The organism is Pseudomonas sp. TUM22785, assembly GCF_028198105.1.
Classification (GTDB): Bacteria; Pseudomonadota; Gammaproteobacteria; order Pseudomonadales; family Pseudomonadaceae; genus Metapseudomonas; species Metapseudomonas solani.
This window is the reverse complement of record NZ_CP116239.1, coordinates 1,331,966-1,354,900: the sequence shown is the minus strand read 5'-3', so window position 1 is coordinate 1,354,900 and position 22,935 is coordinate 1,331,966. Positions and strand designations below refer to the sequence as shown.

At 64.1% G+C, this 22,935-nt stretch carries 25 protein-coding genes; 10 read left to right on the top strand and 15 right to left on the bottom strand.

Annotated features, from left to right (window positions below):
- Positions 1–9 precede the first annotated feature (9 nt).
- Positions 10–639 carry an alpha/beta hydrolase gene (locus PI990_RS06370; protein ID WP_021217857.1) on the bottom strand — a complete coding sequence of 210 codons (630 nt, stop codon included), beginning with the start codon at positions 637–639 and terminating at the stop codon, positions 10–12.
- Between the two features lie 126 nt (positions 640–765).
- Between PI990_RS06370 and PI990_RS06365 the strand changes: the two genes are divergently transcribed.
- On the top strand, positions 766–1,206 hold the full coding sequence (locus tag PI990_RS06365; protein ID WP_021217856.1) for a YhcB family protein: 441 nt from the start codon (positions 766–768) through the stop codon (positions 1,204–1,206).
- Between the two features lie 136 nt (positions 1,207–1,342).
- On the opposite strand, the gene cysN is transcribed toward PI990_RS06365, so the two are convergent.
- From cysN to PI990_RS06345, 4 genes are all read right to left on the bottom strand, one after another.
- Positions 1,343–3,241, bottom strand: a complete 1,899-nt coding sequence (cysN, locus tag PI990_RS06360; protein WP_271660122.1) for a sulfate adenylyltransferase subunit CysN — start codon at positions 3,239–3,241, stop codon at positions 1,343–1,345.
- A gap of 53 nt (positions 3,242–3,294) precedes the next feature.
- Positions 3,295–3,636, bottom strand: a complete 342-nt coding sequence (locus PI990_RS06355) for a four helix bundle protein (protein WP_021217854.1) — start codon at positions 3,634–3,636, stop codon at positions 3,295–3,297.
- Positions 3,637–3,692: 56 nt separating this feature from the next.
- Complete coding sequence (gene cysD, locus PI990_RS06350) at positions 3,693–4,610, bottom strand: sulfate adenylyltransferase subunit CysD (protein WP_271660121.1); 918 nt, start codon at positions 4,608–4,610, stop codon at positions 3,693–3,695.
- Positions 4,611–4,762: 152 nt separating this feature from the next.
- On the bottom strand, positions 4,763–5,521 hold the full coding sequence (locus tag PI990_RS06345; RefSeq protein WP_271660120.1) for a Nif3-like dinuclear metal center hexameric protein: 759 nt from the start codon (positions 5,519–5,521) through the stop codon (positions 4,763–4,765).
- A 112-nt stretch (positions 5,522–5,633) separates the two neighbouring features.
- On the opposite strand from PI990_RS06345, the gene algW reads away from it, so the two are divergent.
- The 3 genes from algW to PI990_RS06330 all read left to right on the top strand — a co-directional run bounded on the left by algW (position 5,634) and on the right by PI990_RS06330 (position 9,748).
- Entirely contained in the window at positions 5,634–6,791 is a 1,158-nt protein-coding gene (algW, locus tag PI990_RS06340) for a Do family serine endopeptidase AlgW (RefSeq protein WP_021217851.1), read from the top strand.
- Between the two features lie 128 nt (positions 6,792–6,919).
- A complete protein-coding gene (locus PI990_RS06335) occupies positions 6,920–9,007 on the top strand; it encodes a TonB-dependent siderophore receptor (protein ID WP_271660119.1) in 2,088 nt (695 codons plus the stop codon).
- Positions 9,008–9,019: 12 nt separating this feature from the next.
- Positions 9,020–9,748, top strand: coding sequence for a DUF4198 domain-containing protein (locus PI990_RS06330; RefSeq protein ID WP_271660118.1), 729 nt, complete (start codon positions 9,020–9,022; stop codon positions 9,746–9,748).
- A gap of 75 nt (positions 9,749–9,823) precedes the next feature.
- On the opposite strand, the gene hisC is transcribed toward PI990_RS06330, so the two are convergent.
- From hisC to PI990_RS06280, 10 genes are all read right to left on the bottom strand, one after another.
- The gene (hisC, locus tag PI990_RS06325; RefSeq protein WP_271660117.1) at positions 9,824–10,876 is read right to left on the bottom strand and encodes a histidinol-phosphate transaminase; all 1,053 of its coding nucleotides are present in this window, start codon (positions 10,874–10,876) and stop codon (positions 9,824–9,826) included.
- A 2-nt stretch (positions 10,877–10,878) separates the two neighbouring features.
- Positions 10,879–12,192, bottom strand: coding sequence for a histidinol dehydrogenase (gene hisD, locus PI990_RS06320; RefSeq protein WP_184488690.1), 1,314 nt, complete (start codon positions 12,190–12,192; stop codon positions 10,879–10,881).
- A gap of 119 nt (positions 12,193–12,311) precedes the next feature.
- Positions 12,312–12,947 carry an ATP phosphoribosyltransferase gene (gene hisG / locus PI990_RS06315; RefSeq protein WP_021217846.1) on the bottom strand — a complete coding sequence of 212 codons (636 nt, stop codon included), beginning with the start codon at positions 12,945–12,947 and terminating at the stop codon, positions 12,312–12,314.
- Between the two features lie 85 nt (positions 12,948–13,032).
- Entirely contained in the window at positions 13,033–14,298 is a 1,266-nt protein-coding gene (murA, locus tag PI990_RS06310; protein ID WP_043241471.1) for a UDP-N-acetylglucosamine 1-carboxyvinyltransferase, read from the bottom strand.
- Between the two features lie 23 nt (positions 14,299–14,321).
- Entirely contained in the window at positions 14,322–14,561 is a 240-nt protein-coding gene (locus PI990_RS06305; protein WP_021217844.1) for a BolA family protein, read from the bottom strand.
- 109 nt (positions 14,562–14,670) lie between these two features.
- The gene (locus PI990_RS06300) at positions 14,671–14,979 is read right to left on the bottom strand and encodes an STAS domain-containing protein (RefSeq protein WP_271660116.1); all 309 of its coding nucleotides are present in this window, start codon (positions 14,977–14,979) and stop codon (positions 14,671–14,673) included.
- Positions 14,972–15,619, bottom strand: coding sequence for an MlaC/ttg2D family ABC transporter substrate-binding protein (locus PI990_RS06295; RefSeq protein ID WP_265167753.1), 648 nt, complete (start codon positions 15,617–15,619; stop codon positions 14,972–14,974). The genes PI990_RS06300 and PI990_RS06295 overlap by 8 nt, the downstream gene beginning before the upstream one ends.
- Positions 15,620–15,630: 11 nt before the next feature.
- The gene (mlaD, locus tag PI990_RS06290; RefSeq protein ID WP_021217841.1) at positions 15,631–16,098 is read right to left on the bottom strand and encodes an outer membrane lipid asymmetry maintenance protein MlaD; all 468 of its coding nucleotides are present in this window, start codon (positions 16,096–16,098) and stop codon (positions 15,631–15,633) included.
- Entirely contained in the window at positions 16,098–16,895 is a 798-nt protein-coding gene (gene mlaE, locus PI990_RS06285) for a lipid asymmetry maintenance ABC transporter permease subunit MlaE (RefSeq protein WP_021217840.1), read from the bottom strand. The genes mlaD and mlaE overlap by 1 nt, the downstream gene beginning before the upstream one ends.
- The gene (locus tag PI990_RS06280; RefSeq protein WP_021217839.1) at positions 16,895–17,704 is read right to left on the bottom strand and encodes an ATP-binding cassette domain-containing protein; all 810 of its coding nucleotides are present in this window, start codon (positions 17,702–17,704) and stop codon (positions 16,895–16,897) included. The genes mlaE and PI990_RS06280 overlap by 1 nt, the downstream gene beginning before the upstream one ends.
- 244 nt (positions 17,705–17,948) lie before the next feature.
- Here PI990_RS06280 and PI990_RS06275 point away from each other — a divergent pair, with 244 nt between their 5' ends.
- The 6 genes from PI990_RS06275 to PI990_RS06250 all read left to right on the top strand — a co-directional run bounded on the left by PI990_RS06275 (position 17,949) and on the right by PI990_RS06250 (position 22,929).
- Positions 17,949–18,923, top strand: coding sequence for a KpsF/GutQ family sugar-phosphate isomerase (locus PI990_RS06275; RefSeq protein ID WP_021217838.1), 975 nt, complete (start codon positions 17,949–17,951; stop codon positions 18,921–18,923).
- Positions 18,924–19,448: a KdsC family phosphatase gene (locus PI990_RS06270; RefSeq protein ID WP_271660115.1), complete on the top strand. Its 525-nt coding sequence runs from the start codon at positions 18,924–18,926 to the stop codon at positions 19,446–19,448.
- 8 nt (positions 19,449–19,456) lie between these two features.
- Positions 19,457–20,029, top strand: a complete 573-nt coding sequence (gene lptC, locus PI990_RS06265) for an LPS export ABC transporter periplasmic protein LptC (protein ID WP_184488687.1) — start codon at positions 19,457–19,459, stop codon at positions 20,027–20,029.
- Positions 20,016–20,561, top strand: a complete 546-nt coding sequence (lptA, locus tag PI990_RS06260; protein WP_021217835.1) for a lipopolysaccharide transport periplasmic protein LptA — start codon at positions 20,016–20,018, stop codon at positions 20,559–20,561. The genes lptC and lptA overlap by 14 nt, the downstream gene beginning before the upstream one ends.
- Complete coding sequence (gene lptB / locus PI990_RS06255; protein WP_021217834.1) at positions 20,561–21,286, top strand: LPS export ABC transporter ATP-binding protein; 726 nt, start codon at positions 20,561–20,563, stop codon at positions 21,284–21,286. Before lptA ends, lptB begins: the two co-directional genes overlap by 1 nt.
- 143 nt (positions 21,287–21,429) lie before the next feature.
- Positions 21,430–22,929, top strand: coding sequence for an RNA polymerase factor sigma-54 (locus PI990_RS06250; protein ID WP_031287164.1), 1,500 nt, complete (start codon positions 21,430–21,432; stop codon positions 22,927–22,929).
- The last annotated feature ends 6 nt before the right edge of the window (positions 22,930–22,935 follow it).

The following is a 22,935-nucleotide window of genomic DNA, read 5'->3' as shown; positions in this document are numbered from 1 at the left end:
CAGTCGGGGTCAGAGGCGCGGCAGGACCAGATCCTTGAGATCGGTCAGCTTGCCGTGAAAGAAGTGCCCGCATTCTGCCACTTTCAGCAGCTCATGGGGGCGTTGCAGGGAGGCAGACCAGCCATACACGGCCTGAGGCTCGACCACCTCGTCGGTGTCGGGCTGGATCACCGTCATCTCGCCGCGCTCAGGCAGCGGAGTGGCGTCGGTCAGGCGCATGACCGCCGGCGCCACCATGAACAGGCGAGGCACTTCGATGGCCTGGTGCTCCAGACGGCCCGCCAGGCTTGCCGCAACGAAACCACCGAAGGAGAAACCGAACAGGGTCAGCGCCAGTTCCGGACGCTGGGAGCGGAACCAGTGGGCAGCGGCTTCGGCATCATCCACCTCGCCGGTGTTCATATCATGGCTGCCGGCACTGGCGCCGACACCGCGGTAATTGAAGCGCAGGGTGCTGTATCCGGCATCGCGAGCGGTGCGCTGCAGGGTAGAGACCACCTTGTTGAGCATGGTGCCGCCCTGGATCGGGTTCGGATGGCAGATCAGCGCCAGCCCCTTGGCATCGGGCAGGTCGAGGTGAAGTGCTTCCAGCTGGCCACTTGGCCCCTGGAGCAGAATGGGATTTTCACGATTGGACAACGGGAACTCCGTGACCCCGGACCGGGTCGACTCGTCTTGGTTAAGCACCACAGGGCTTGCGTCGCGGTATACAGCGCGGATTCGAGCCGTTAACGTAATGCAAAGCTGCTTATAGAGGAAGGACTCGTGGAACAGTCGCTCACGGCCTGGTTGTTGCCAGCACTCGCCCTGCTCGCCGGTATCGGCATCGGTTTTCTGGTCGCCCGACTGCTGCCCGGCACCGCGCCGAATCGCACGCAGCGTCAACTGGATGACCTGCAGGCACGCTTCGATACCTATCAAAGTGAAGTGGTCACCCATTTCAACACCACTGCCAACCTGGTGAAGAAGCTCACCCAGAGCTACCAGGACGTGCAGGAACACCTGTCCGACGGCGCCAGCCGGCTAGCCCTGGACGAACTGACCCGCCAGCGCCTGCTCGCCGCCTTGCACACGGACGACGCCCCCGGCCCGCGCGAGCGCCTGACCCCGCCGCGCAGCCACGAGGCGCCGAAGGACTATGCACCCAAGTCCACCGACGGCCCGGGCACCCTGGACGAAAACTTCGGGCTCAAGGGCAAGTACTGAGCACTGGATGAGTCAACGAAGAGCCCCGCCTAGGCGGGGCTTTTTCATGCCGGGAAACGTCCCGGGTTCCACGTCAGGCCCAACGCCGGGCCAAAAAAAGCCCCGCATCAGCGGGGCTTTTTCATCAGCGATGCGATCAGATCGCGCCGCGGCTACGCAGCAGGTCGAGCACGGCCTTGACGCCCTCTTCCACCGACTGGCTCTGGGTGTCGATCACCAGATCGGCATTCAGCGGCACGTCGTAGGGGAAGGATTCACCGGGGATGTTGTCCTGGTCGGCCGCGTACAGCCCTTGCGGGTCACGCTCGCGGCAGATCTGCGGGGACGCCTGGACGTATACGGTGATCAGGCGATCGTTGCCGATCAGCACCTTGGCCTGCTCGCGGCCTTCCGCATCCGGCGCCACGAAGGCCGCCAGGGTCAGCAGGCCGGCTTCGTTGAACTGGCGCGCCACGTGGGCGGCACGGCGCCAGTTCTCGGTGCGCCCGGCGCGGTCCTGCGGCAGGCCCTTGTTCAGATCATGACGCAGGTTTTGGCCATCGAGGACGTAGACCGCACGGCCCATGTCGAACAGCTTGCGCTCCACGGCATAGGCCAGGGTGCTCTTGCCGGCACCGGAGAGGCCGCTGAACAACACGGTGGCCGGCTTCTGGCCAAAGCGTGCAGCACGCTCCTCGGTGGAAACGTGGGCGGACTCACCATGCACGCCCTGGCCGCCAGCGGCAACCGGTGCGGCGATGATCATGCCGGCGCCGACGGTGCCGTTAGTGAGGCGGTCGATAACGATGAAGGCACCGGTGGTGCGGTTGCTTTCATAGCCGTCGAGGGCGATGGGTGCGTCCAGGCTGATCTTGACCTTGGCGATCTCGTTCAATTGCAGGTCGCTGCCGGCCCCCTCTTCGAGGGTGTTCACGTCCACCTTGTGGGCGATGCTGGCGATGGAGCCCGGCACGTAGCTGGTGGCGCGCTTGATGTCGTATTTCTTGCCCGGCAGCATCGGCTCCTCGGACATCCACACCAGCATGGCGTCGAAGCCGTCGGTGACCTGCGGGCGGTTGTCGGCATGCACCAGCATGTCGCCGCGGGAAACGTCGATCTCGTCTTCCAGGGTCAGGGTGATGGCCTGGCCGGGGCCGGCCTGCTCCAGCTCGCCCTCGAAGGTGACGATGGACTTGACCTTGCTGCCCTTGCCCGACGGCAGCACGACGACTTCATCGCCCTTGTGCACGACGCCGCTGGCGAGGGTGCCGGCGAAGCCACGGAAGTTCAGGTTGGGGCGGTTGACGTACTGCACCGGGAAGCGCATGTCGGCGAAATTGCGGTCGCCGGCGACCTCGACGGTCTCGAGGATCTCCATCAGCGACTGGCCGGTGTACCAGGGCGAACGCTCGCTCTTGTTCACCACGTTGTCGCCCTTCAGCGCCGACATCGGCACGAAGTGGATGGACGTCGGGTTGAGCTTGATGCGCTCGGCGAACTGCAGGTAGTCGGCCTTGATCGACTCGAACACGCCCTGGTCGAAGTCCTTCAGGTCCATCTTGTTGATGGCGACGACGATGTGCTTGATGCCCAGCAGGGAAGCGATGTAGCTGTGGCGGCGGGTCTGGGTCTGCACGCCGTAGCGGGCGTCGACCAGGATGATCGCCAGGTCGCAGGTGGAGGCGCCAGTGGCCATGTTGCGCGTGTACTGCTCATGGCCGGGGGTGTCGGCGATGATGAACTTGCGCTTGGCGGTGGAGAAGTAACGGTAGGCGACATCGATGGTGATGCCCTGCTCGCGCTCGGCCTGCAGGCCATCCACCAGCAGCGCCAGGTCCACTTCGTCACCGGTGGTGCCGACCTTCTTGGAATCGCGGGTGATGGCTTCCAGATGGTCTTCGTAGATCATCTTGGAGTCGTGCAGCAGGCGCCCGATCAGGGTGCTCTTGCCGTCGTCGACGTTGCCACAGGTGAGGAAGCGCAAGAGTTCCTTGCGCTCGTGCTGGGCCAGGTAAGCGAGGATGTCCTCGCTGATCAGATCGGATTGATGGCTCATTGCATTCAAGCTCCAAGCTGCAAGCCTCAAGCGGCAAGCTCGTCGGCGTCCAGCTAGACAGAAATTTTGTTGATCAACCCCGTGAGCATTCTCGATAACTCACGGGTTTCGACTACCCAATCAGCAGCAAGCGACTCCGCTATGTACCCGATTTCTGCTCCGATCATCAGCTGGGTTCGCAGCTCGCCACAGGATGCCTTGGCGATCCACAGGTACCGGCATTTCTCCTTGGCGCTTCCACGTTCCATACCCTCGGCAATATTGCTGGGTACGGACAGCGCCGAACGAGTTACCTGATCCTTGAACCCGGCGTCGCGGCAATCCGCGAACGCCTTGTAGATGCTTACCGTGAGCTGTTTGGCTCTTCGCCAGACATCGAGTCGCTCGAAATCCATTCGAACTCCAACCACTCCCTGCTTGAAGCTTGTCGCTTGCAGCTTGCAACTGCTTTCTAGAAATAGCCCTGCCGCTTTTTCTCTTCCATCGAACCGGCGCCGTCATGGTCGATGACGCGGCCCTGGCGTTCGGACGTTCGGGTCAGGAGCATTTCCTGGATGATGTCGGTGAGGCTGGTGGCCTCCGACTCGACCGCGCCGGTCAGCGGGTAGCAACCGAGGGTGCGGAAACGCACCATGCGCTTCTCGATGCGGGCCTTCTCTTCGTCCGAGAGGTGCTCGAGGATGCGGTCGTCGTCGATCATGATCAGCGTGCCGTTTTTCTCGATGACTTCGCGCTCGGCGGCGAAGTACAGCGGGACGATCGGGATCTGTTCCAGGTAGATGTATTGCCAGATGTCCAGCTCGGTCCAGTTGGACAGCGGGAAGACGCGGATCGACTCGCCCTTCTTCACCTTGCCGTTGTAGACACTCCACAGTTCGGGGCGCTGGTTTTTCGGGTCCCAGCGGTGCTTGCTGTCGCGGAAGGAGTAGACGCGCTCCTTGGCGCGGGACTTCTCCTCGTCACGGCGGGCACCACCGAAAGCAGCATCGAAGCCGTACTTGTCCAGGGCCTGCTTGAGGCCCTCGGTCTTCATGATGTCGGTGTGCTTGGCACTGCCGTGGGTGAAGGGGTTGATGCCCTGGGCCTTGCCCTCGGGGTTCACGTGGGTTATCAGCTCGAGGCCCAGATCGGCGACCATCTTGTCGCGGAACCGGTACATCTCCTGGAACTTCCACTGAGTGTCGACATGCATCACCGGGAACGGCAGCTTGCCCGGGAAGAAGGCCTTGCGCGCCAGGTGCAGCATGACGGCGGAGTCTTTGCCGATGGAATACAGCATCACCGGGTTATCGAATTCGGCGGCCACCTCACGAATGATGTGGATACTTTCCGCCTCCAGCTGTTTCAGGTGCGTCAGTTTGTCGAGCATGGCTACTCACGGATTTCTTATCTGATACAACGGCCTTCGGGCCGTGGACGAGCGCGCACTCTAGCACAGCGCATTCTTCTATTCAGGGGCGCGCTTAGAACGAAACGATCTAGCTTTATACCTGCTGGAACGGGCCTTCCAGCGCCCCTTTCCTAGATGGGATTGGGGCAGTCGATGAACAGGTGTTCGATGGCGAAACGCCGCGCCAGGTAATCACCCAGGGCCTGCACGCCGTAGCGTTCGGTGGCGTGGTGGCCGGCAGCGATGAAGCTGATGCCGTTCTCGCGAGCGCTGTGGAAAGTCTGCTCGGACGCCTCGCCGGTGAGGTAGAGATCGACGCCGGCGGCGATGGCCGTATCGATGTAGCCCTGGCCGCCGCCGGTGCACCAGCCGATGCGGCGGATCATCCCGGAGCCTTCCACCAGCAAGGGCTCGCGGCCCAGTACATCCTGTACGCGGCGAGCGAAATCGCGCGGTGTGAGCGGTTCGGCAAGGGAGCCGATCAGGCCGACGGTACGCGGGTTGTCCGGCTCCAGCGGGCCTTCGACGGTGATGTCCAGTTGGCGGGCGAGTTGCACGTTGTTGCCCACTTCCGGGTGCACGTCCAGGGGCAGGTGGTAGGCCAGCAGGCTGATGTCGTGGGTCAGCAGAGTCTTCAGGCGGCGCTGCTTGATCCCGACCACACAGAGGTTCTCGCCCTTCCAGAAATAGCCGTGGTGGACCAGCACCACATCGGCCTCGGCTTCCACCGCGGCATCGAGCAATGCCTGGCTGGCGGTGACCCCGCTGACGATGCGCCGAACCTGTGGCCGCCCTTCGACCTGGAGGCCGTTGGGGCAGTAATCCGAGATACGCGAAGCCCCGAGAAAGCGCTCCGCTTCCTCCACCAGGGTGGTCAGTGCAATGGCCATCTGCCTCTCCTCATAAGCTGCTGAGAGCGGCTATTTTATTGGCGGCCGCCCCGTATAATGGCGCCACCTTAAGGGGCACCCTCGCCCCTCGCAACCCTCAGGATTCCCCTCGATGCTCAAGGCCCTGCGTTTCTTCGGCTGGCCCCTGCTTGTCGGTGTACTCGTAGCACTGCTGATCATCCAGCAATACCCCGAACTGGTCGGCCTGCCCCGCCAGGAAGTGCACCTCCAGGAAGCCCCCCGCTACAGCCTCTCGCGCCCGGGCCCGGAGTCCTATGCGGAAGCGGTGAACAGCGCCTCCCCCGCCGTGGTCAACCTCTACACCACCAAGGTGGTGAGCAAGCCGGCGCATCCGTTGTTCGAAGACCCGCAGTTCCGCCGCTTCTTCGGTGACAACCTGCCGCGCCAGCGGCGCATGGAGTCCAGCCTTGGCTCGGCGGTGATCATGAGCCCCGAGGGCTACCTGCTGACCAACAACCACGTCACTGCGGGCGCCGACCAGATAGTCGTGGCCCTCAAGGATGGCCGCGAAACCCTGGCACGCCTGGTGGGCGGTGACCCGGAGACCGACCTTGCGGTGCTCAAGATCGACCTGGACAACCTGCCCGCCATCACCCTCGGCCGCTCCGACAACATCCGTATCGGCGACGTCGCCCTGGCCATCGGCAACCCCTTCGGTTTCGGCCAGACCGTGACCATGGGCATCATCAGCGCCACCGGCCGCAACCAGCTGGGCCTCAATACCTACGAGGACTTCATCCAGACCGACGCAGCGATCAACCCGGGCAACTCCGGTGGCGCCCTGGTGGATGCCAACGGCAACCTGATCGGTATCAACACCGCGATCTTCTCCAAGTCCGGCGGCTCCCAGGGCATCGGCTTCGCCATCCCCACCAAGCTGGCCCTGGAAGTCATGAAGGCGATCATCGAGCACGGCCAGGTCATCCGTGGCTGGCTGGGCATCGAGGTGCAGCCGCTCACGCCCGAGCTGGCCGAGTCCTTCGGCCTCGAAGGGCGCCCGGGCATCGTCGTCGCCGGCATCTACCGCGACAGCCCGGCGCAACGCGCCAACCTGCAGCCCGGCGACATCATCCTCAGCATCGATGGCGAACCCGCCGGCGACGGCCGCCGCTCGATGAACCAGGTGGCCCGCACCAAGCCCGGCGAGAAAGTCAGCGTCAAGGTGATGCGCAACGGCAAGGAGATCGACCTCTCCGCCGAAGTCGGCCTCAGGCCGCCACAGCAAACAGCTCCCGCGGACAACAACTGACCCGAACGGCGCCTGATGGCGCCGTTATTCATTTCGCCCCCCGCCCCATGAAATCGAACCTGGCAGGTGAAAGATGAAAAAATATAATGTTATGTTATTACATCTTTAAATCCTGAGACCCACCGACAATGAAGTCCCGCACCCTCGCCTCGGCCGCCGGCCTGGCGCTCGGCCTGGCCAGCAGCAACTCCCTCGCCGCACCACTGGAACTCGAAGAGATCACCATCGAATCCCGCCACGAGCGCGCCGACGGCCCCGTCACCGGCTACCGCGCCACCCGCTCGGCGAGCGCCACCCGCACCGACTCCGAACTGCGCGACATCCCCCAATCCGTGGCCGTGGTACCCGCCCGGGTACTGGAAGACCTCAACACCACCCGCATCGACCGCGCCCTGGACTTCGCCGGCGGCGTGTCCCGGCAGAACAACTTCGGTGGCCTGACCTTCCTCAACTACAGCGTGCGCGGCTTCACCACCGGCGAGCTGTACAAGAACGGCTTCGCCATCAACCGTGGCAGCTACAGCTCGCCGGACGCCTCCACCATCGAGCGCATCGAGGTGCTCAAGGGCCCGGCGGCCAGCCTCTACGGACGTGGGGACCCGGGCGGTCTGGTCAATATCGTCACCAAGAAGCCCGAGGAGGAAGCCTTCGCCCGCTTCAGCGCCAGCGCGGGCAGCTGGGACCGCTACCGCAGCAGCCTCGACGTCAACACGCCGCTGGACGACGCCGGCACCCTGCTGTCGCGCATCAACCTGGCGGTGGAGGACAACCAGAGCTTCCGCGATCACGTCGGCAGCGAGCGCGTGGTGGTCAGCCCGTCCCTCAGCTGGCAGCTCAGCCCGGATACGCGCCTGCTGATCGAGAGCGAGTTCGTGCGCCACGAGTCGGTGTTCGATCGCGGCATCCCCGCCCCGGGCAACCAGCTCGGGTCGGTCAAGCGCTCCACCTTCCTCGGCGAACCCAACGACGGCGAGATCCGCAACCGCAACCAGATGCTGCAGGTCAGCCTTGAGCATTACCTGAACGAGGACTGGAAGCTGCGCCTGGCCAACCACTATGCCCAGGGCCACCTGGCCGGCGACTCTTCGGAAACCTCGCGCCTGTCCGGCGACATCGTCAGCCGCTTCTATCGCCAGCGCGATTTCGAATGGAACAACAGCATCACCCAAGCCGAACTGCACGGCACCTTCGCCACCGGCACCTGGCAGCACCAGACGCTGATCGGCCTGGAGTACGAGAACTACCGCAACAGCCAGAAGTACCCCCAGAGCGACACCCTGTTCAGCTACGGCCTGGATATCCACAACCCCGTATACGGCCAACCCAAGCCCGCGCTCACCCGCAAGAACGACTTCTTCGAGCGTGTGGAAAGCCATTCGCTGAACCTGCAGGACCAGATTGCTTTCACCGACCAGTTGCGCGGGTTGGTGGGCGTGCGTGTCGAGCGCTTCGAACAGGCGGCCCTGGACCGCTCCACGCGCATCCGCAACGCCCAGCACAAGGACGTCGTCACGCCACGCCTGGGCCTGCTCTACCAGCTCACCCCGGAAGTCGGGGTGTTCGCCAATGCCTCCACCTCGGTCAAGCACAACGCCATCAGCAGCCGCGGCACCGTGTTCAAGCCGGAGAAGGGCGTCGGCTATGAGAGCGGGGTCAAGCTCGACCTGTTCGAAGGCCGGCTGGGTGCCACCGCCGCGCTCTTCCATATCGAGAAGGAGAACGTGCTCACCGCCGACCCGAACGACCCCAGCCAAAGCATCGCCGCCGGCAAGGCCCGCAGCCAGGGCCTCGACGTGCAGGTCGCCGGCCAGCTGAGCGACGCCTTCCGCCTGATCGGCGCCTACGCCTATATCGATGCCGAGGTGACCGAGGACAACACCCTGCCAGAAGGCAGCCGCCTGCTCGGCATCGCCAAGCACAGCGGCAGCCTGATGGGCGTCTACGAGTTCCAGGACGGCTGGCTGCGCGGCTCGGATGTCGGCGCCGCGGCCAACTACGTGGGCGACCGCTCCGGCCAGGCCGGCAGCCAGTTCGAACTGCCCGCCTACAGCACCCTCGACCTGCTCGCCCACTACAAGGCCAGCGATGACCTGAGCATCGGCCTGAACCTCAACAACGTCTTCGACCGCAAGTACTACGAGCGCTCCTACAACAATGTCTGGGTGCTGCCGGGCGACCCGCGCAACCTCACCCTCAGCCTGACCCTCAACCTCTGACAAGGATTCCCCATGCGACTCCACAGCAAACTGCTGCTCACCGCCGCCCTCGGCGCCCTCCTCGCCGGCCAGGCCCAGGCCCACGGGCTCTGGACCGAACAACGTCGCGGCAACATCGAAGTCATCTACGGACACGGCGCCGAGGACGACGCCTTCAAGGCAGAGAAGGTCAGCGGCGCCTGGGCCTACGACAAGGCCGGCCGGATGATCCCGGTCACCGTCCAGCGCCTCGACGACCACGCCCGCCTGCAGCCCCTCAAGCCGCCGGCCAGCCTGGCCGTGGCGCTGGACAACGGCGCCTGGTCGCAGACTGCCGACAAGCAGTGGATCAACAAGGGCCGCGACCAGGTGAAGGGCGCTGTCGCTTCCATCCACACCTGGAAGTACAGCCTCGCGGTCTACCAGGAAGGCGCCAAGCTGCCGGCCCTGGAGCGCGTGCGCCTGGTCATCGTGCCGCAAGTCGACCCGCTCGGCGTCGGCCCCGGCAAGCCGCTGCCGGTGCAGGTGCTGCTGGACGGCAAACCGGCAGCCGGCATCGAGCTGTTCGGCGACTACCGCAGCGACCCGCATACCGTCAGCGCCACCACCGACGCCCAGGGCAAAGCCAAGGTGCTGGTACGCAACGCCGGCCTCAACGTGATCGCCGCACAGGCGACGCTGAAGACCGACAAGGACCCGGAAGCCGAGGAGCACGGCTTCTTCACCTCGCTGACCTTCGTTGGCGAAGCCCATCACGAGTGAGCGGCAGCAGCCGTTGAAGCATGAAAAAAGCCGAGGCGGTTTCCCGTCTCGGCTTTTTCGTTCATGGCAGCGGAATCAGCCAGCGTCGAGCGCATCCAGCAACGCCTGGTTCTGCTCCGGCGTGCCGATGGTGATGCGCAGGAACTGGGCGATGCGCGCCTGCTTGAAGTGCCGCACGATCACACCCTTCTCGCGCAGGCCGGCAGCGATGCCCGCCGCATCTTTGCCCGGGTGACGGGCAAAGATGAAGTTGGCCGCCGAGGGCAGCACCTCGAAGCCACGCTTTTCCAGTTCGCTCACCACCCGCTCGCGACTGTCGATGACCTTGGTGCAGGTCTGCTCGAACCACTCGCGGTCCTCGAACGCCGCAGCGGCGCCGACTATGGCCATGCGGTCCAGCGGGTAGGAGTTGAAGCTGTTCTTGATGCGCTCCAGGGCCTCGATCAGGTCCGGGTGCCCCACCGCCAGGCCCACACGCAGGCCGGCGAGGGAGCGAGACTTGGACAGCGTCTGGGTGACCAGCAGGTTCGGGTAACGGTCCACCAGGGCAATGGCGCTCTGGCCGCCGAAGTCGATGTAGGCCTCGTCGACCACCACCACCGAATCCGGGCTGCCCTGCAGCAGCTTCTCCACCGCTTCCAGTGCCAGCAGGCAGCCGGTGGGAGCGTTGGGGTTGGGGAAGATGATGCCGGCGTTGGGGCGCGCGTAGTCTTCGACGCGGATCTGGAACTGCTCATCCAGCGGCAACGCTTCGAAGGGGATGCCGTAGAGGCCGCAGTAGACCGGGTAGAAGCTGTAGCTCACGTCCGGGAACAGCAGCGGGCGGCCGTGCTGGAACAGGCCGTGGAAGATGTGCGCCAGCACCTCGTCCGAACCGTTGCCGACGAACACCTGGGCGGTTGTCACGCCGTAGTGCTCGGCGACGGCCTGCTTGAGGCGGTCGCTGTTCGGGTCCGGGTACAGGCGCAGGCTGTCACCCAGTTCCGCCTGCATGGCGGCGATGGCCTTCGGCGACGGCCCGTAGGGGTTCTCGTTGGTGTTCAGCTTCACCAGGTTGGCGATCTTCGGCTGTTCGCCCGGAACGTAGGGCACCAGTTCCTTGACGAAGGGACTCCAGAATTTGCTCATCGTCATTCTCCCTTGATCCGGTATTCGGCGCTGCGGGCGTGGGCGGTCAGCGACTCGCCACGGGCCAGCACGGACGCGGTCTTGCCCAGCTCGGAGGCACCCTCTGCTGAGCAGAAGATGATCGACGAACGCTTCTGGAAGTCATACACACCCAGCGGCGAGGAGAAGCGCGCGGTGCCGGAGGTGGGCAGCACGTGGTTCGGGCCGGCGCAGTAGTCGCCCAGCGCCTCGGCGGTGTAGCGGCCCATGAAGATGGCGCCGGCGTGGCGGATTTGCGGCAGCCAGGCCTGCGGGTCGGCGACCGACAGCTCCAGGTGCTCGGGGGCGATGCGGTTGGCGACGGTGATCGCCTGTTGCATGTCGGCGACCTGGATCAGCGCGCCACGGCCGGAGAGGGAGGTGCGGATGATTTCGGCACGCTCCATGGTCGGCAGCAGCTTCTCGATGCTGGCAGCCACCTTGTCGAGGAACTCGGCATCGGGGCTGACCAGGATGGATTGGGCGTCTTCGTCGTGCTCGGCCTGGGAGAACAGGTCCATGGCGATCCAGTCCGGATCGGTCTGGCCATCGCAGACGACGAGGATCTCGGAGGGGCCGGCGATCATGTCGATGCCGACCTGGCCGAAGACATGGCGCTTGGCCGTGGCGACATAGATGTTGCCGGGGCCGACGATCTTGTCCACCTGGGGCACGCTCTCGGTGCCATAGGCCAGCGCGGCGACCGCCTGGGCCCCGCCGATGGTGAAGACGCGGTCGACGCCGGCCACGCAGGCGGCGGCGAGGACGATCTCGTTGATCTCGCCACGGGGGGTCGGCACCACCATCACCACTTCGGCGACGCCGGCGACCTTGGCCGGGATGGCGTTCATCAGCACGGACGACGGGTAGGACGCCTTGCCGCCGGGCACGTACAGGCCGGCGCGATCCAGCGGGGTGACCTGCTGGCCCAGCACGGTGCCGTCGGCCTCGGTGTAGGTCCAGGAATCCTGCTTCTGCTTCTCGTGGTAGAGGCGCACACGCTCGGCGGCGGTCTCCAGGGCCTTGCGCTGCTCGGCGGTGATGCGGGTCAGGGCCAGCTCCAGGCGCTCGCGCGGCAGGATCAGGTCGGCCATGGAGTCCACGGTCAAACCGTCGAAACGCTGGGTGAACTCGACTACGGCGGCATCGCCACGCTCACGCACGGCCTTGATGATGTCGAGTACGCGCTGGTTGACCGATTCGTCGGATACGCTTTCCCAGCTCAGCAGATGATCCAGATGACGGGCGAAGTCCGGATCAGCGGCATTGAGTCGGCGAACAGCGGTTTGAACGGTCATAGCGGGCCTCATTATTGGCAAATGCTCGGGCGCCGCTAGAGTAGCAAGCCCACCGTGCGGGCACCCGAGATTATTGGCTATGACACGGATAGGCGGGTGCGGCCGGAGCCGCACGGGTGTCAGTCGTGGTGTCGCGACTCGACGGCCTGGCGCAGGGTGTCGATCAGCGCCTGGATACGGGCGTGCTGCATCTTCATCGAGGCCTTGTTGACCACCAGGCGGGAGCTGATGGTGGCAATCATTTCCTGGGGTTCCAGGCCATTGGCGCGGAGGGTGTTGCCAGTGTCGACCACGTCGATGATCTTGTCGGCCAGGCCGACCAGCGGGGCCAGCTCCATGGAGCCGTAAAGCTTGATCACTTCGACCTGGCGGCCCTGCTCGGCGTAATAGCGCTTGGCGACGTTGACGAACTTGGTCGCCACGCGCAGGCGCCCTTTGGGCTCGGGCACACCGATCGCGCCAGCGGTCATCAGCTTGCAGCGGGCGATACGCAGGTCCAGGGGCTCGTACAGGCCCTGGCCACCGTACTCCATCAGCACATCCTTGCCGGCCACGCCGAGGTCTGCCGCGCCATGCTCGACATAGGTCGGCACGTCGGTGGCACGGACGATCAGCAGGCGCACGTCATCCTGGGTGGTGGGGATGATCAGCTTGCGGCTCTTGTCCGGATTCTCGGTGGGGACGATGCCCGCTTCCGCCAGCAGCGGCAGGGTGTCGTCGAGGATGCGGCCCTTGGATAACGCGATGGTGAGCATGGAACTGGATGTCCTTGGCTTCGGCCCTCTGCGGGCCCTTGAGGGAGCGTGCGGGCCGACCGCTAACGGTCGGCCCGAGCGTCACCTAACCCGGCACGCGGCGGATCTTGGCGCCGAGCAGCTGCAGTTTTTCCTCGATGCACTCGTAACCACGGTCGATGTGGTAGATGCGGTCGATCAGGGTGTCGCCCTCGGCAACCAGGCCGGCGATGACCAGGCTGGCCGAAGCCCGCAGGTCGGTCGCCATGACCGGAGCGCCCTTGAGCTGCGGAACGCCGGTGACGATGGCGGTGTTGCCCTCGACCAGGATCTGCGCGCCCATGCGGTTCATTTCGTAGACGTGCATGAAGCGGTTTTCGAACACCGTCTCGATGACCGCACCTGTGCCTTCGGCCACGGCGTTCATGGAAATGAACTGGGCCTGCATGTCGGTGGGGAACGCCGGGTACGGCGCAGTGCGCACGTTGACCGCTTTCGGGCGGTTGCCCTTCATGTCCAGCTCGATCCAGTTGTTGCCGGTGCTGATGTGGGCACCCGCCTCTTCCAGCTTCAGCAGCACGGATTCGAGGATGGTCGGATCGGTGTCCTTGAGCTTGACGCGGCCGCCGGTGGAGGCTGCGGCAACCAGGTAGGTGCCGGTCTCGATACGGTCGGGCATCACGCTGTAACGCGCACCACCGAGGCGCTTCACGCCGTCGATGATGATGGTGTCGGTGCCGGCGCCCTGGATCTGCGCGCCCATGGCGATCAGGCAGTTGGCCAGGTCGACCACTTCCGGTTCACGTGCGGCGTTTTCCAGCACGGTACGGCCGTTGGCCAGAGTGGCAGCCATCATGATGTTCTCGGTACCGGTCACGCTGACGGTATCGAAGAAGAAGTGCGCGCCACGCAGGCCGCCGGCCGGAGCGCGGGCCTTGATGTAGCCGCCGTCGACGTCGATCAGCGCGCCCATGGCTTCGAGGCCACGGATGTGCAGGTCGACCGGACGCGAACCGATGGCGCAACCGCCGGGCAGGGCCACTTCGGCTTCACCGAAGCGCGCGACCATGGGGCCGAGCACCAGGATCGAGGCGCGCATGGTCTTCACCAACTCGTAGGGCGCGACCAGGGTCTTGATGGTGCTGGCGTCGACTTCGACGCTGAGCTTCTCGTCGATCACCGGCTGCACGCCCATGCGACCGAAGAGTTCGATCATGGTGGTGATGTCGTGCAGGTGCGGCAGGTTGCACACGGTGACCGGGGTATCGGCCAGCAGGGTGGCAGCGAGGATCGGCAGGGCCGAGTTCTTGGCGCCCGAAATGCGGATTTCGCCATCGAGGCGTTGGCCGCCGGTAATAATCAGTTTATCCATTTGGAATCTCGTCGCCCGTAGGCTCAGGAACGCTCGGCCCAGCCAGCGAGGCTGAAGAATTTCATGGTGACCGCGTGGATGCTGCCATTGGCGATCCAGGCGTTCAGATGGGCATAAACCTGCTGCTGGCGCTTGACCGGGCTCATGCCAGCCAGCTCGTCGCTGATCAGGTTCAACTGGAAGTTGCAGCCTTCGCCTTCAACTTCCACCTGGGCTCCGGGCAGCTTAGCCTCCAGGAGGTTCTTCACTTCTACGGCCTGCATGCTCAACCTCAATCGGCGCCCTACGCGCGCGGGTCGGCCATGATACAAAAAAGCCCTCTGCCTGCGAACCCCGCGCGCGCAAGGTCAGACGGAGGGCTTTCGACTCTCTTCACACTTCCAGCGGCAGCAACTCGTCGAGCCCGGAGACGCCGGCGATCTGCCGCATGTCCTCGGGCAGCGCGCGGATGGTCAGCGTCTTGCCGGCCTTGCGCGCATCGCGCATGAAGGCCAGCAACAGGGAAAGACCGACGCTGCTGGACTTCAACACGCCCGAACAATCGAGCACCAGGTCTGCCATGCCGTGTTCGCGAATCATCTTCGCGCCCGCGTCACGGAGCTCTGGCCCGCTACGGAAATCCAGCACGCCGGAGAGTTTCAGCTCCCCGGCGGTACCGGCTGTCAGTGCAGCTTCACTCATGACCGGCGGCCTTCTGGCCTTCCTCGGTCTGCTTGGCCTTGGCCACCACTTCGGCCCAGCCGTTGATGGTCTTGTCCAGGTCGTTGCCGTTCTTCTGCATGGTGTCGGCGAACTGGTCGCGGAACAGCTTGCCGATGTTGATGCCGTTAATGATGACGTTCCGCAGCATCCACTGGCCATCGATGTTGACCATGGTGTACGACACCGGATAGACGGTGCCCTTGCTGTCCTTCACTTCCATGCCGACGCTGGTGCGCTCCGGGTCTTCCTGCTTGCCGGGCAGCACGCGGATGTCCTGGTTGTCGTATTCCAGCAGGGCGTTGCCATAGAACTGCATCAGGCTGCGCTTGAAGTTCTCCTGGAAGCGGGTCATCTGCTCCGGGGTGGCCTTGCGCGAGTACTTGACCGTCATGATGCTGCGGGAAATGCCGTCGGCATCTACCACCGGGCCGAGGATGTTGTTCAGCGATTCGTAGAACGCACCGGGGTTGCTGCGGTACTGCTGCTTGTTGGCCTTGAGGTCGGCCAGCAGCTTGTCGGTGGTCTGCTGCACCACGTCGCGCGCGCTGGGCGCCGCGTTGGCCAGCAGGGGCAGCGCGGCGAGCAGAACCAGCAGGCCGTTACGCATTGCTTTGATCATGTCGAAGGTCCTCACTTGCTTTCCTTATTGACCGTATTGAGCAGAAACTTGCCGATCAGGTCTTCAAGCACCAGCGCGGACTGGGTGTCGCGGATGGTGCCGCCGTCCTTCAACAGCTGGTCGTCGCCGCCAACGCTGATACCGATGTACTTCTCGCCCAGCAGGCCGGCAGTGAGGATGGAGGCCGTGGAATCGGTCGGCAGGTTGTCGACGCGCTTTTCCAGCTCCATGGTGACCCTGCCGGTGTAGCTTTCGCGATCCAGGTCGATGGCGGTGACCTTGCCGATGGTCACACCGGCCATGGTCACTTTTGCTCTGACAGTCAAACCGGCGATATTGTCGAAGTGGGCGTAAACTTTATAGGTTTCGCTGGCGCCGCCGACCGACAGGCCGCTCACCCGCAAAGCCAGCAGCAGCAGGGCGAGCAACCCGGCCAGCAGGAACAGGCCGACACCAATTTCCAGGGTGCGGATTTGCATCAGAAATCTCCAAACATCAAGGCGGTCAGGATGAAGTCGAGCCCCAGCACGGCCAGCGAGGCATAGACCACGGTTTTAGTCGTTGCGCGGCTGATCCCTTCGGAGGTCGGCTCGCAGTCGTAACCCTGGAACACGGCGATCCAGGTCACCACGAAGGCGAAGACCATGCTTTTCAGCACGCCGTTCAGCACGTCTTCGGTGAATTCGACACTGTTCTGCATATTGGCCCAGAAAGAGCCATCGTAGACACCCAGCCAATCGACGGCGACCATCGCGCCGCCCCAGATGCCCACCACACTGAAGATCATCGCCAGCAGCGGCATGGAAATGAAGCCGGCCCAGAGCCGCGGGGCGATGATGTACTTGAGCGGGTCGACACCGATCATCTCCAGGCTGGAGAGTTGCTCGGTGGACTTCATGTTGCCGATCTCGGCCGCCAGGGCGGAGCCTGCACGACCGGCGAACAGCAACGCTGTGACCACCGGGCCGAGCTCGCGCAGCAAGGTCAGGGCGACCATCTGCCCGACCGCCTGCTCGGAGCCGTATTCCACCAGGATGTTGTAGCCCTGCAGGGCCAGCACCATGCCGATGAAGACACCGGATACGACGATGATCGGCAGCGACAGCACGCCGACGAAATACAGTTGTTTGATCAGCAGCTGGAATCCAGCCCCGGTGCCGGTGCGCCCGAACATGGCACGCAACAGGAACAGGGTGGAGCGGCCCAGCGCTTCGACCACGTCCAGGCCGGCGCGCCCGAGCAGGCGGATGCGCTCGAGCGGAGACTTCTTGCGCATCAACGCTCTCCCAGCAAATCGTTGCGGTAATCGGGTGCCGGGAAGTGGAAGGGGACCGGCCCGTCGGGAATGCCTTTCATGAACTGGCGGATCCTTGGGTTATCCGACTCCATCAACTCTTTGGGAGTGCCCTGCCCCAGCACCTGGGCATCGCCGACCACATAAAGATAGTCAGCGATGCTGGCGGTCTCCGCCAGGTCGTGGGAGACCACGATGCTGGTGATGCCCAGGGCATCGTTGAGCAGGCGGATCAGACGCACCAGCACGCCCATGGCGATGGGGTCCTGGCCGACGAAAGGCTCGTCGTACATGAGGATCTGCGGGTCGAGCGCAATGGCCCGGGCCAAGGCCACGCGACGCTTCATACCGCCGGAGAGTTCATCCGGCATCAGCTCGATGGCGCCACGCAGGCCAACCGCCTGCAGCTTCATCAGGACAATGTCACGAATCATTTCCTCGGGCAGCTTGGTGTGCACCCGCAGGGGAAAGGCGACGTTCTCGAACACATCGAGGTCAGTGAACAGCGCGCCGCTCTGGAACAGCACACCGAACTGCTTGCGCATGTCGAAGAGGTCGGCCCGGGAAAGCTTCGGCAGGTTCTGGCCATTGACCCAGACTTCGCCGGCCGCAGGCTTGAGCTGAGCGGCGATGAGGCGCAACAGGGTGGTCTTGCCGCAGCCGGACGGCCCCATGATCCCGGTGACCTTGCCGCGCGGGATGCGGATATCGACATTCTGAAAAATACTGCGTGTGCCGCGCTTGAAGGTGACGCCCTTCAACTCCACGGCGTAAGCGTTATCAGCGCTCATCTGTACTCCTTGCGATGCGGCCATCCCTGCAGAAGACGTCGTCTCCAGCGGCCGGGACACGATGCCTGAGGGGTGGCCGAACAGGCGGCGAACTATAGCATCGCAGCACTATGCCACCCAAGGCCGCGCCAGCCATTGTTCAGGGCTGCGACAGGTTTCTCCTCGGCGGGATGCGATGGAGGGTGAGCGAACGACTCTTTGCCGGTATAATCCCCGCCTTTTCCTCGGCAACTGCACTCTCCACATGAGCCAGTCCAGCGATCTGATCCAATCCGCACACCGCACCATCCGCCTGGAACGTGAAGCCATCGACACCCTGCTCGGCAGGATCGACGACGACTTCGTCCGCGCCTGCGAGCTGATCCTCGCCTGCAAGGGCCGCGTCGTGGTGGTGGGCATGGGCAAGTCCGGCCATATCGGCAAGAAAGTCGCCGCCACCCTGGCCAGCACCGGTACGCCTGCGTTCTTCGTCCACCCGGCCGAAGCCAGCCATGGCGACATGGGCATGATCACGCCCGACGACGTCGTGCTGGCCCTGTCGAACTCCGGCTCCACCGCCGAGATCGTCACCCTGCTGCCGCTGATCAAGCGCCTGGGCATCACCCTGATCAGCATGACCGGCAACCCGCAGTCGCCGCTGGCCAAGGCCGCCGAGGCCAACCTCGACGCCCGCGTCGAGCATGAGGCGTGCCCGCTGAACCTGGCGCCGACCTCCTCCACCACCGCATCGCTGGTCCTGGGCGACGCCCTGGCAATCGCGCTGCTGGAAGCCCGCGGCTTCACCGCCGAGGACTTCGCCTTCTCCCATCCCGGTGGCGCCTTGGGCCGTCGCCTGCTGCTGAAGGTGGAAAACATCATGCACGGCGGCGACAGGCTGCCCCGCGTCGAACGCGGCACCTCCCTGCGCGACGCCCTGCTGGAGATGACCCGCAAGGGCCTCGGCATGACCGCGGTACTGGAGAGCGACGGCAAGCTGGCCGGGATCTTCACCGACGGCGACCTGCGCCGCACCCTGGACAAGGGCGTGGACGTCCGCCAGGCCAGCATCGACGAAGTCATGACGGTCCACGGCAAGACCGTGCGCCCCGACATGCTCGCCGCCGAGGCGCTGAAGATCATGGACGACCACAAGATCAACGTGCTGGTGGTGGTGGACGACAGCGACACCCCCATCGGTGCCCTGCACATCCACGACCTGACCCGCGCCGGAGTGATCTGAATGAGCGACGATCTGCTACAGCGCGCCAAGGCCATCCGCCTGGCGGTCTTCGACGTCGACGGCGTTCTCACCGACGGTAAGCTTTACTTCCTGGTCGACGGCAGCGAATTCAAGACCTTCAATACCCTGGACGGCCACGGCATCAAGATGCTGATCAACTCCGGGGTACGCACCGCGATCATCTCCGGGCGCAGCACTCCCGTGGTCGAGCGACGCGCCCGCAACCTGGGCATCCAGCACCTCTATCAGGGCCGCGAGGACAAGATGGTGGTACTCGATGAACTGCTGGCGGAGCTGGGCCTCGAATACGCACAGGTGGCCTACCTCGGCGACGACCTGCCCGACCTGCCGGTGATACGCCGGGTCGGCCTGGGCATGGCGGTGGCGAGCGCTGACAGCTTCGTCCGCCAGCACGCCCACGGCACCACCCAGGCACGTGGCGGCGAAGGTGCCGCCCGCGAGTTCTGCGAACTGATCATGCGAGCCCAGGGCAGCCTCGACGCTGCACAGGCCGCCTACCTCTAGGTCCGCCCATGTCGAAGAACTTCCGCCTCGCCCTGATCCTGATTCCGGTCGCCGCCCTGCTGATCGCCCTGGGCTACTGGAACATCCGCCCGGAAAGCTTCATGGAGCGCCAGGCCACTGCACCTGCAGACGAGAACGCCATCGACTTCTATGTGGTCAATGCCACCAGCGTGCAATATCAGGAAGACGGCAAGCGTCACTACGAGATGACCGCTGCCAAGCTCGAACACGTCAAATCGAGCGACACCACCCTGCTGACCAATCCCGACCTGCAGCTCTACCGCGGCACCGAGTTCCCGTGGCACGTACAGAGCGAGCGAGGCGAAGTCGGCCCAGAAGGTGAACAGGTGGAGCTGATCGACAAGGTCCGCGTGGAGCGCACCGACGCCAAGGGCCGACCAACCATTCTCACCACCAGCCGCCTGACCGTGTTCCCGGACAGGGAATATGCGGAAACCCAGCAAGCCGTTAGAATCGACGCCGCCAACGGGGTTACCACGGCACAAGGAATGAAAGCGTACTTGAATGACAGCAGGATGATCCTGCAGTCCAACGTAAGAGGCCAGCATGAGGTTCGTTAAAACCCTCCCCCTACTGCTCAGCCTGGGTGCCGCACTCGGAAGTGCCAGCGCCTGGGCGCTGCCCAGCGACCGCGATCAGCCGATCCGCGTCCAGGCGGACAGCGCCGAACTCGATGACAAGCAGGGCGTGGCGGTCTATCGCGGCGACGTGGTCATCACTCAGGGCACCCTGAAGATCACCGGCGACACCGTGACCATCACCCAGAACGCCCAGGGCGAGCTGGAAGTCTTCACCTCGGTGGGCAAGCCTGCCTACTACGAGCAGAAGCCTGCGGTGGACAAGCAGATCGTCAAGGCCTACGGCATGACCATCCAGTACTTCGCTGCCAACGAGCGCATCGTGCTGATCGACCAGGCCAAGGTGATCCAGGAAGGCAACACCTTCGAAGGCGAGAAGATCGTCTACGACACCCAGCGCCAGATCGTCAACGCAGGCCGCGCCACGGGCACCAACGTCGGCACTCCGCGCCCGCGCATCGACATGGTCATCCAGCCGAAGAAGAAAGAGCAGCAAGCGGGACAAGCAGAGTAATGGCGACCCTCAAAGCCCAGCACCTGGCGAAGAGCTACAAGAGCCGCCAGGTCGTCCGTGACGTCAGCCTGTCCATCGACAGCGGCCAGATCGTCGGCCTGCTCGGCCCCAACGGTGCCGGCAAGACCACCTGCTTCTACATGATCGTGGGGCTGGTGAAAGCCGATCAGGGACGCGTGCTGATCGATCAGCAGGACGTCACCCACCAGCCCATGCACGGCCGTGCCCGGGCCGGTATCGGCTACCTGCCCCAGGAAGCCTCGATCTTCCGCAAGCTCAGCGTGGCCGACAACATCATGGCCATTCTCGAGACCCGCAAGGAGCTCGACCGCGCCGGCCGCCATCGCGAGCTGGAAAGCCTGCTGCAGGAGTTCCACATCAGCCACATCCGCGACAGCATCGGCATGAGCCTGTCCGGTGGCGAGCGTCGTCGCGTGGAAATCGCCCGCGCCCTGGCCACTGCCCCCAAGTTCATCCTGCTCGACGAACCCTTTGCCGGTGTCGACCCGATTTCCGTGGGCGACATCAAACAGATCATCCATCACCTCAAGGCCAAGGGGATCGGCGTACTGATCACCGACCACAATGTCCGCGAGACGCTGGATATCTGCGAAACCGCCTACATCGTGAATGATGGCCAGCTCATCGCCGAAGGCAGTGCAGAAGAGATCCTGGCCAACCAACTGGTCAAGGAAGTCTACCTGGGGCACGAATTCCGCCTCTGACGGACCAGCCCTGCGCGCAAAATGTTGCGGGCAGTAGAAAAATCATTCAAGGTCAGGCATATAATTTGCTTCCTGGTGGCGCTTCGGCGCCCTGTAGTGGATGGCGCATGTGCGCCGGCGAATAAGGTGCTAAGCCCTCTGCCATGAAACCATCGCTAGTCCTGAAGATGGGCCAGCAGCTGACGATGACCCCGCAGCTGCAACAGGCCATTCGCCTACTCCAACTGTCCACCCTGGATCTGCAGCAGGAAATCCAGGAGGCCCTGGAGTCCAATCCCATGCTCGAGCGCCAGGAGGAAGGAGAAGACTTCGACAACTCCGACCCCATGGCAGAAAGCGAGCAACTGCCCAACTCCGCCAGCCAGGAATCCAGCTTCCAGGAATCCAGCGTCCCCACTTCGGAGAGCGAAAGCCTCGAAGACGGCGAATGGCACGAACGCATCCCCAGCGAACTGCCCGTCGACACCGCCTGGGAAGACGTCTACCAGACCAGCGCCAGCAGCCTCCCCAGCTCCGATGACGACGAGTGGGACTTCACGTCCCGCACCTCGGTGGGCGAGAGCCTGCAAAGCCACCTGCTGTGGCAGCTGAACCTGGCCCCCATGTCCGATACCGATCGCCTGATCGGCGTCACCCTGATCGACTGCATCAACAATGACGGCTACCTGGAGGAAACCCTTGAGGAAGTCGTGGAAGCCTTCGACCCCGAGCTCGAGATCGAACTCGACGAGGTGGAAGTCGTCCTGCACCGCATCCAGCAATTCGAGCCCGCCGGCGTCGGCGCCCGCGACCTGCGCGAGTGCCTGCTCCTGCAACTGCGCCAACTGCCCGCCAAGACCCCATGGTTGAGCGAGGCGCAGCGCCTGGCAGGCGACTATCTCGATGTTCTCGGCAGCCGCGACTACAGCCAGCTCATGCGCCGCATGAAGCTCAAGGAAGACGAACTGCGCCAGGTGATCGAGCTGATCCAGGGCCTCAACCCCCGCCCCGGCTCGCAGATCGAAGCCAGCGAACCCGAGTACGTCGTGCCGGATGTCATCGTGCGCAAGCACAATGAACGCTGGCTGGTGGAACTGAACCAGGAAGCCGTCCCGCGCCTGCGCGTCAACCCGCATTACGCCGGTTTCGTCCGTCGTGCCGACTCCAGCGCCGACAACACCTTCATGCGCAATCAGTTGCAGGAAGCCCGCTGGTTCATCAAGAGCCTGCAGAGCCGCAACGAAACGCTGATGAAGGTCGCCACCCAGATCGTCGAGCACCAGCGCGGTTTCCTCGAGTACGGCGACGAGGCGATGAAGCCCCTCGTCCTGCACGACATCGCCGAGGCGGTGGGCATGCACGAGTCAACCATCTCACGCGTCACCACCCAGAAATTCATGCACACCCCGCGTGGCATATACGAACTGAAATACTTCTTCTCCAGCCACGTCAGCACCTCCGAAGGCGGTGAATGCTCGTCTACCGCCATCCGCGCGATCATCAAAAAACTGGTCGCTGCGGAAAATGCCAAAAAGCCGTTGAGCGACAGCAAGATCGCTGGTTTACTGGAAGCACAGGGTATCCAAGTGGCCCGCCGCACAGTCGCCAAGTACCGGGAATCCCTCGGGATAGCGCCTTCCAGCGAACGCAAGCGGCTGATGTGACGCGGA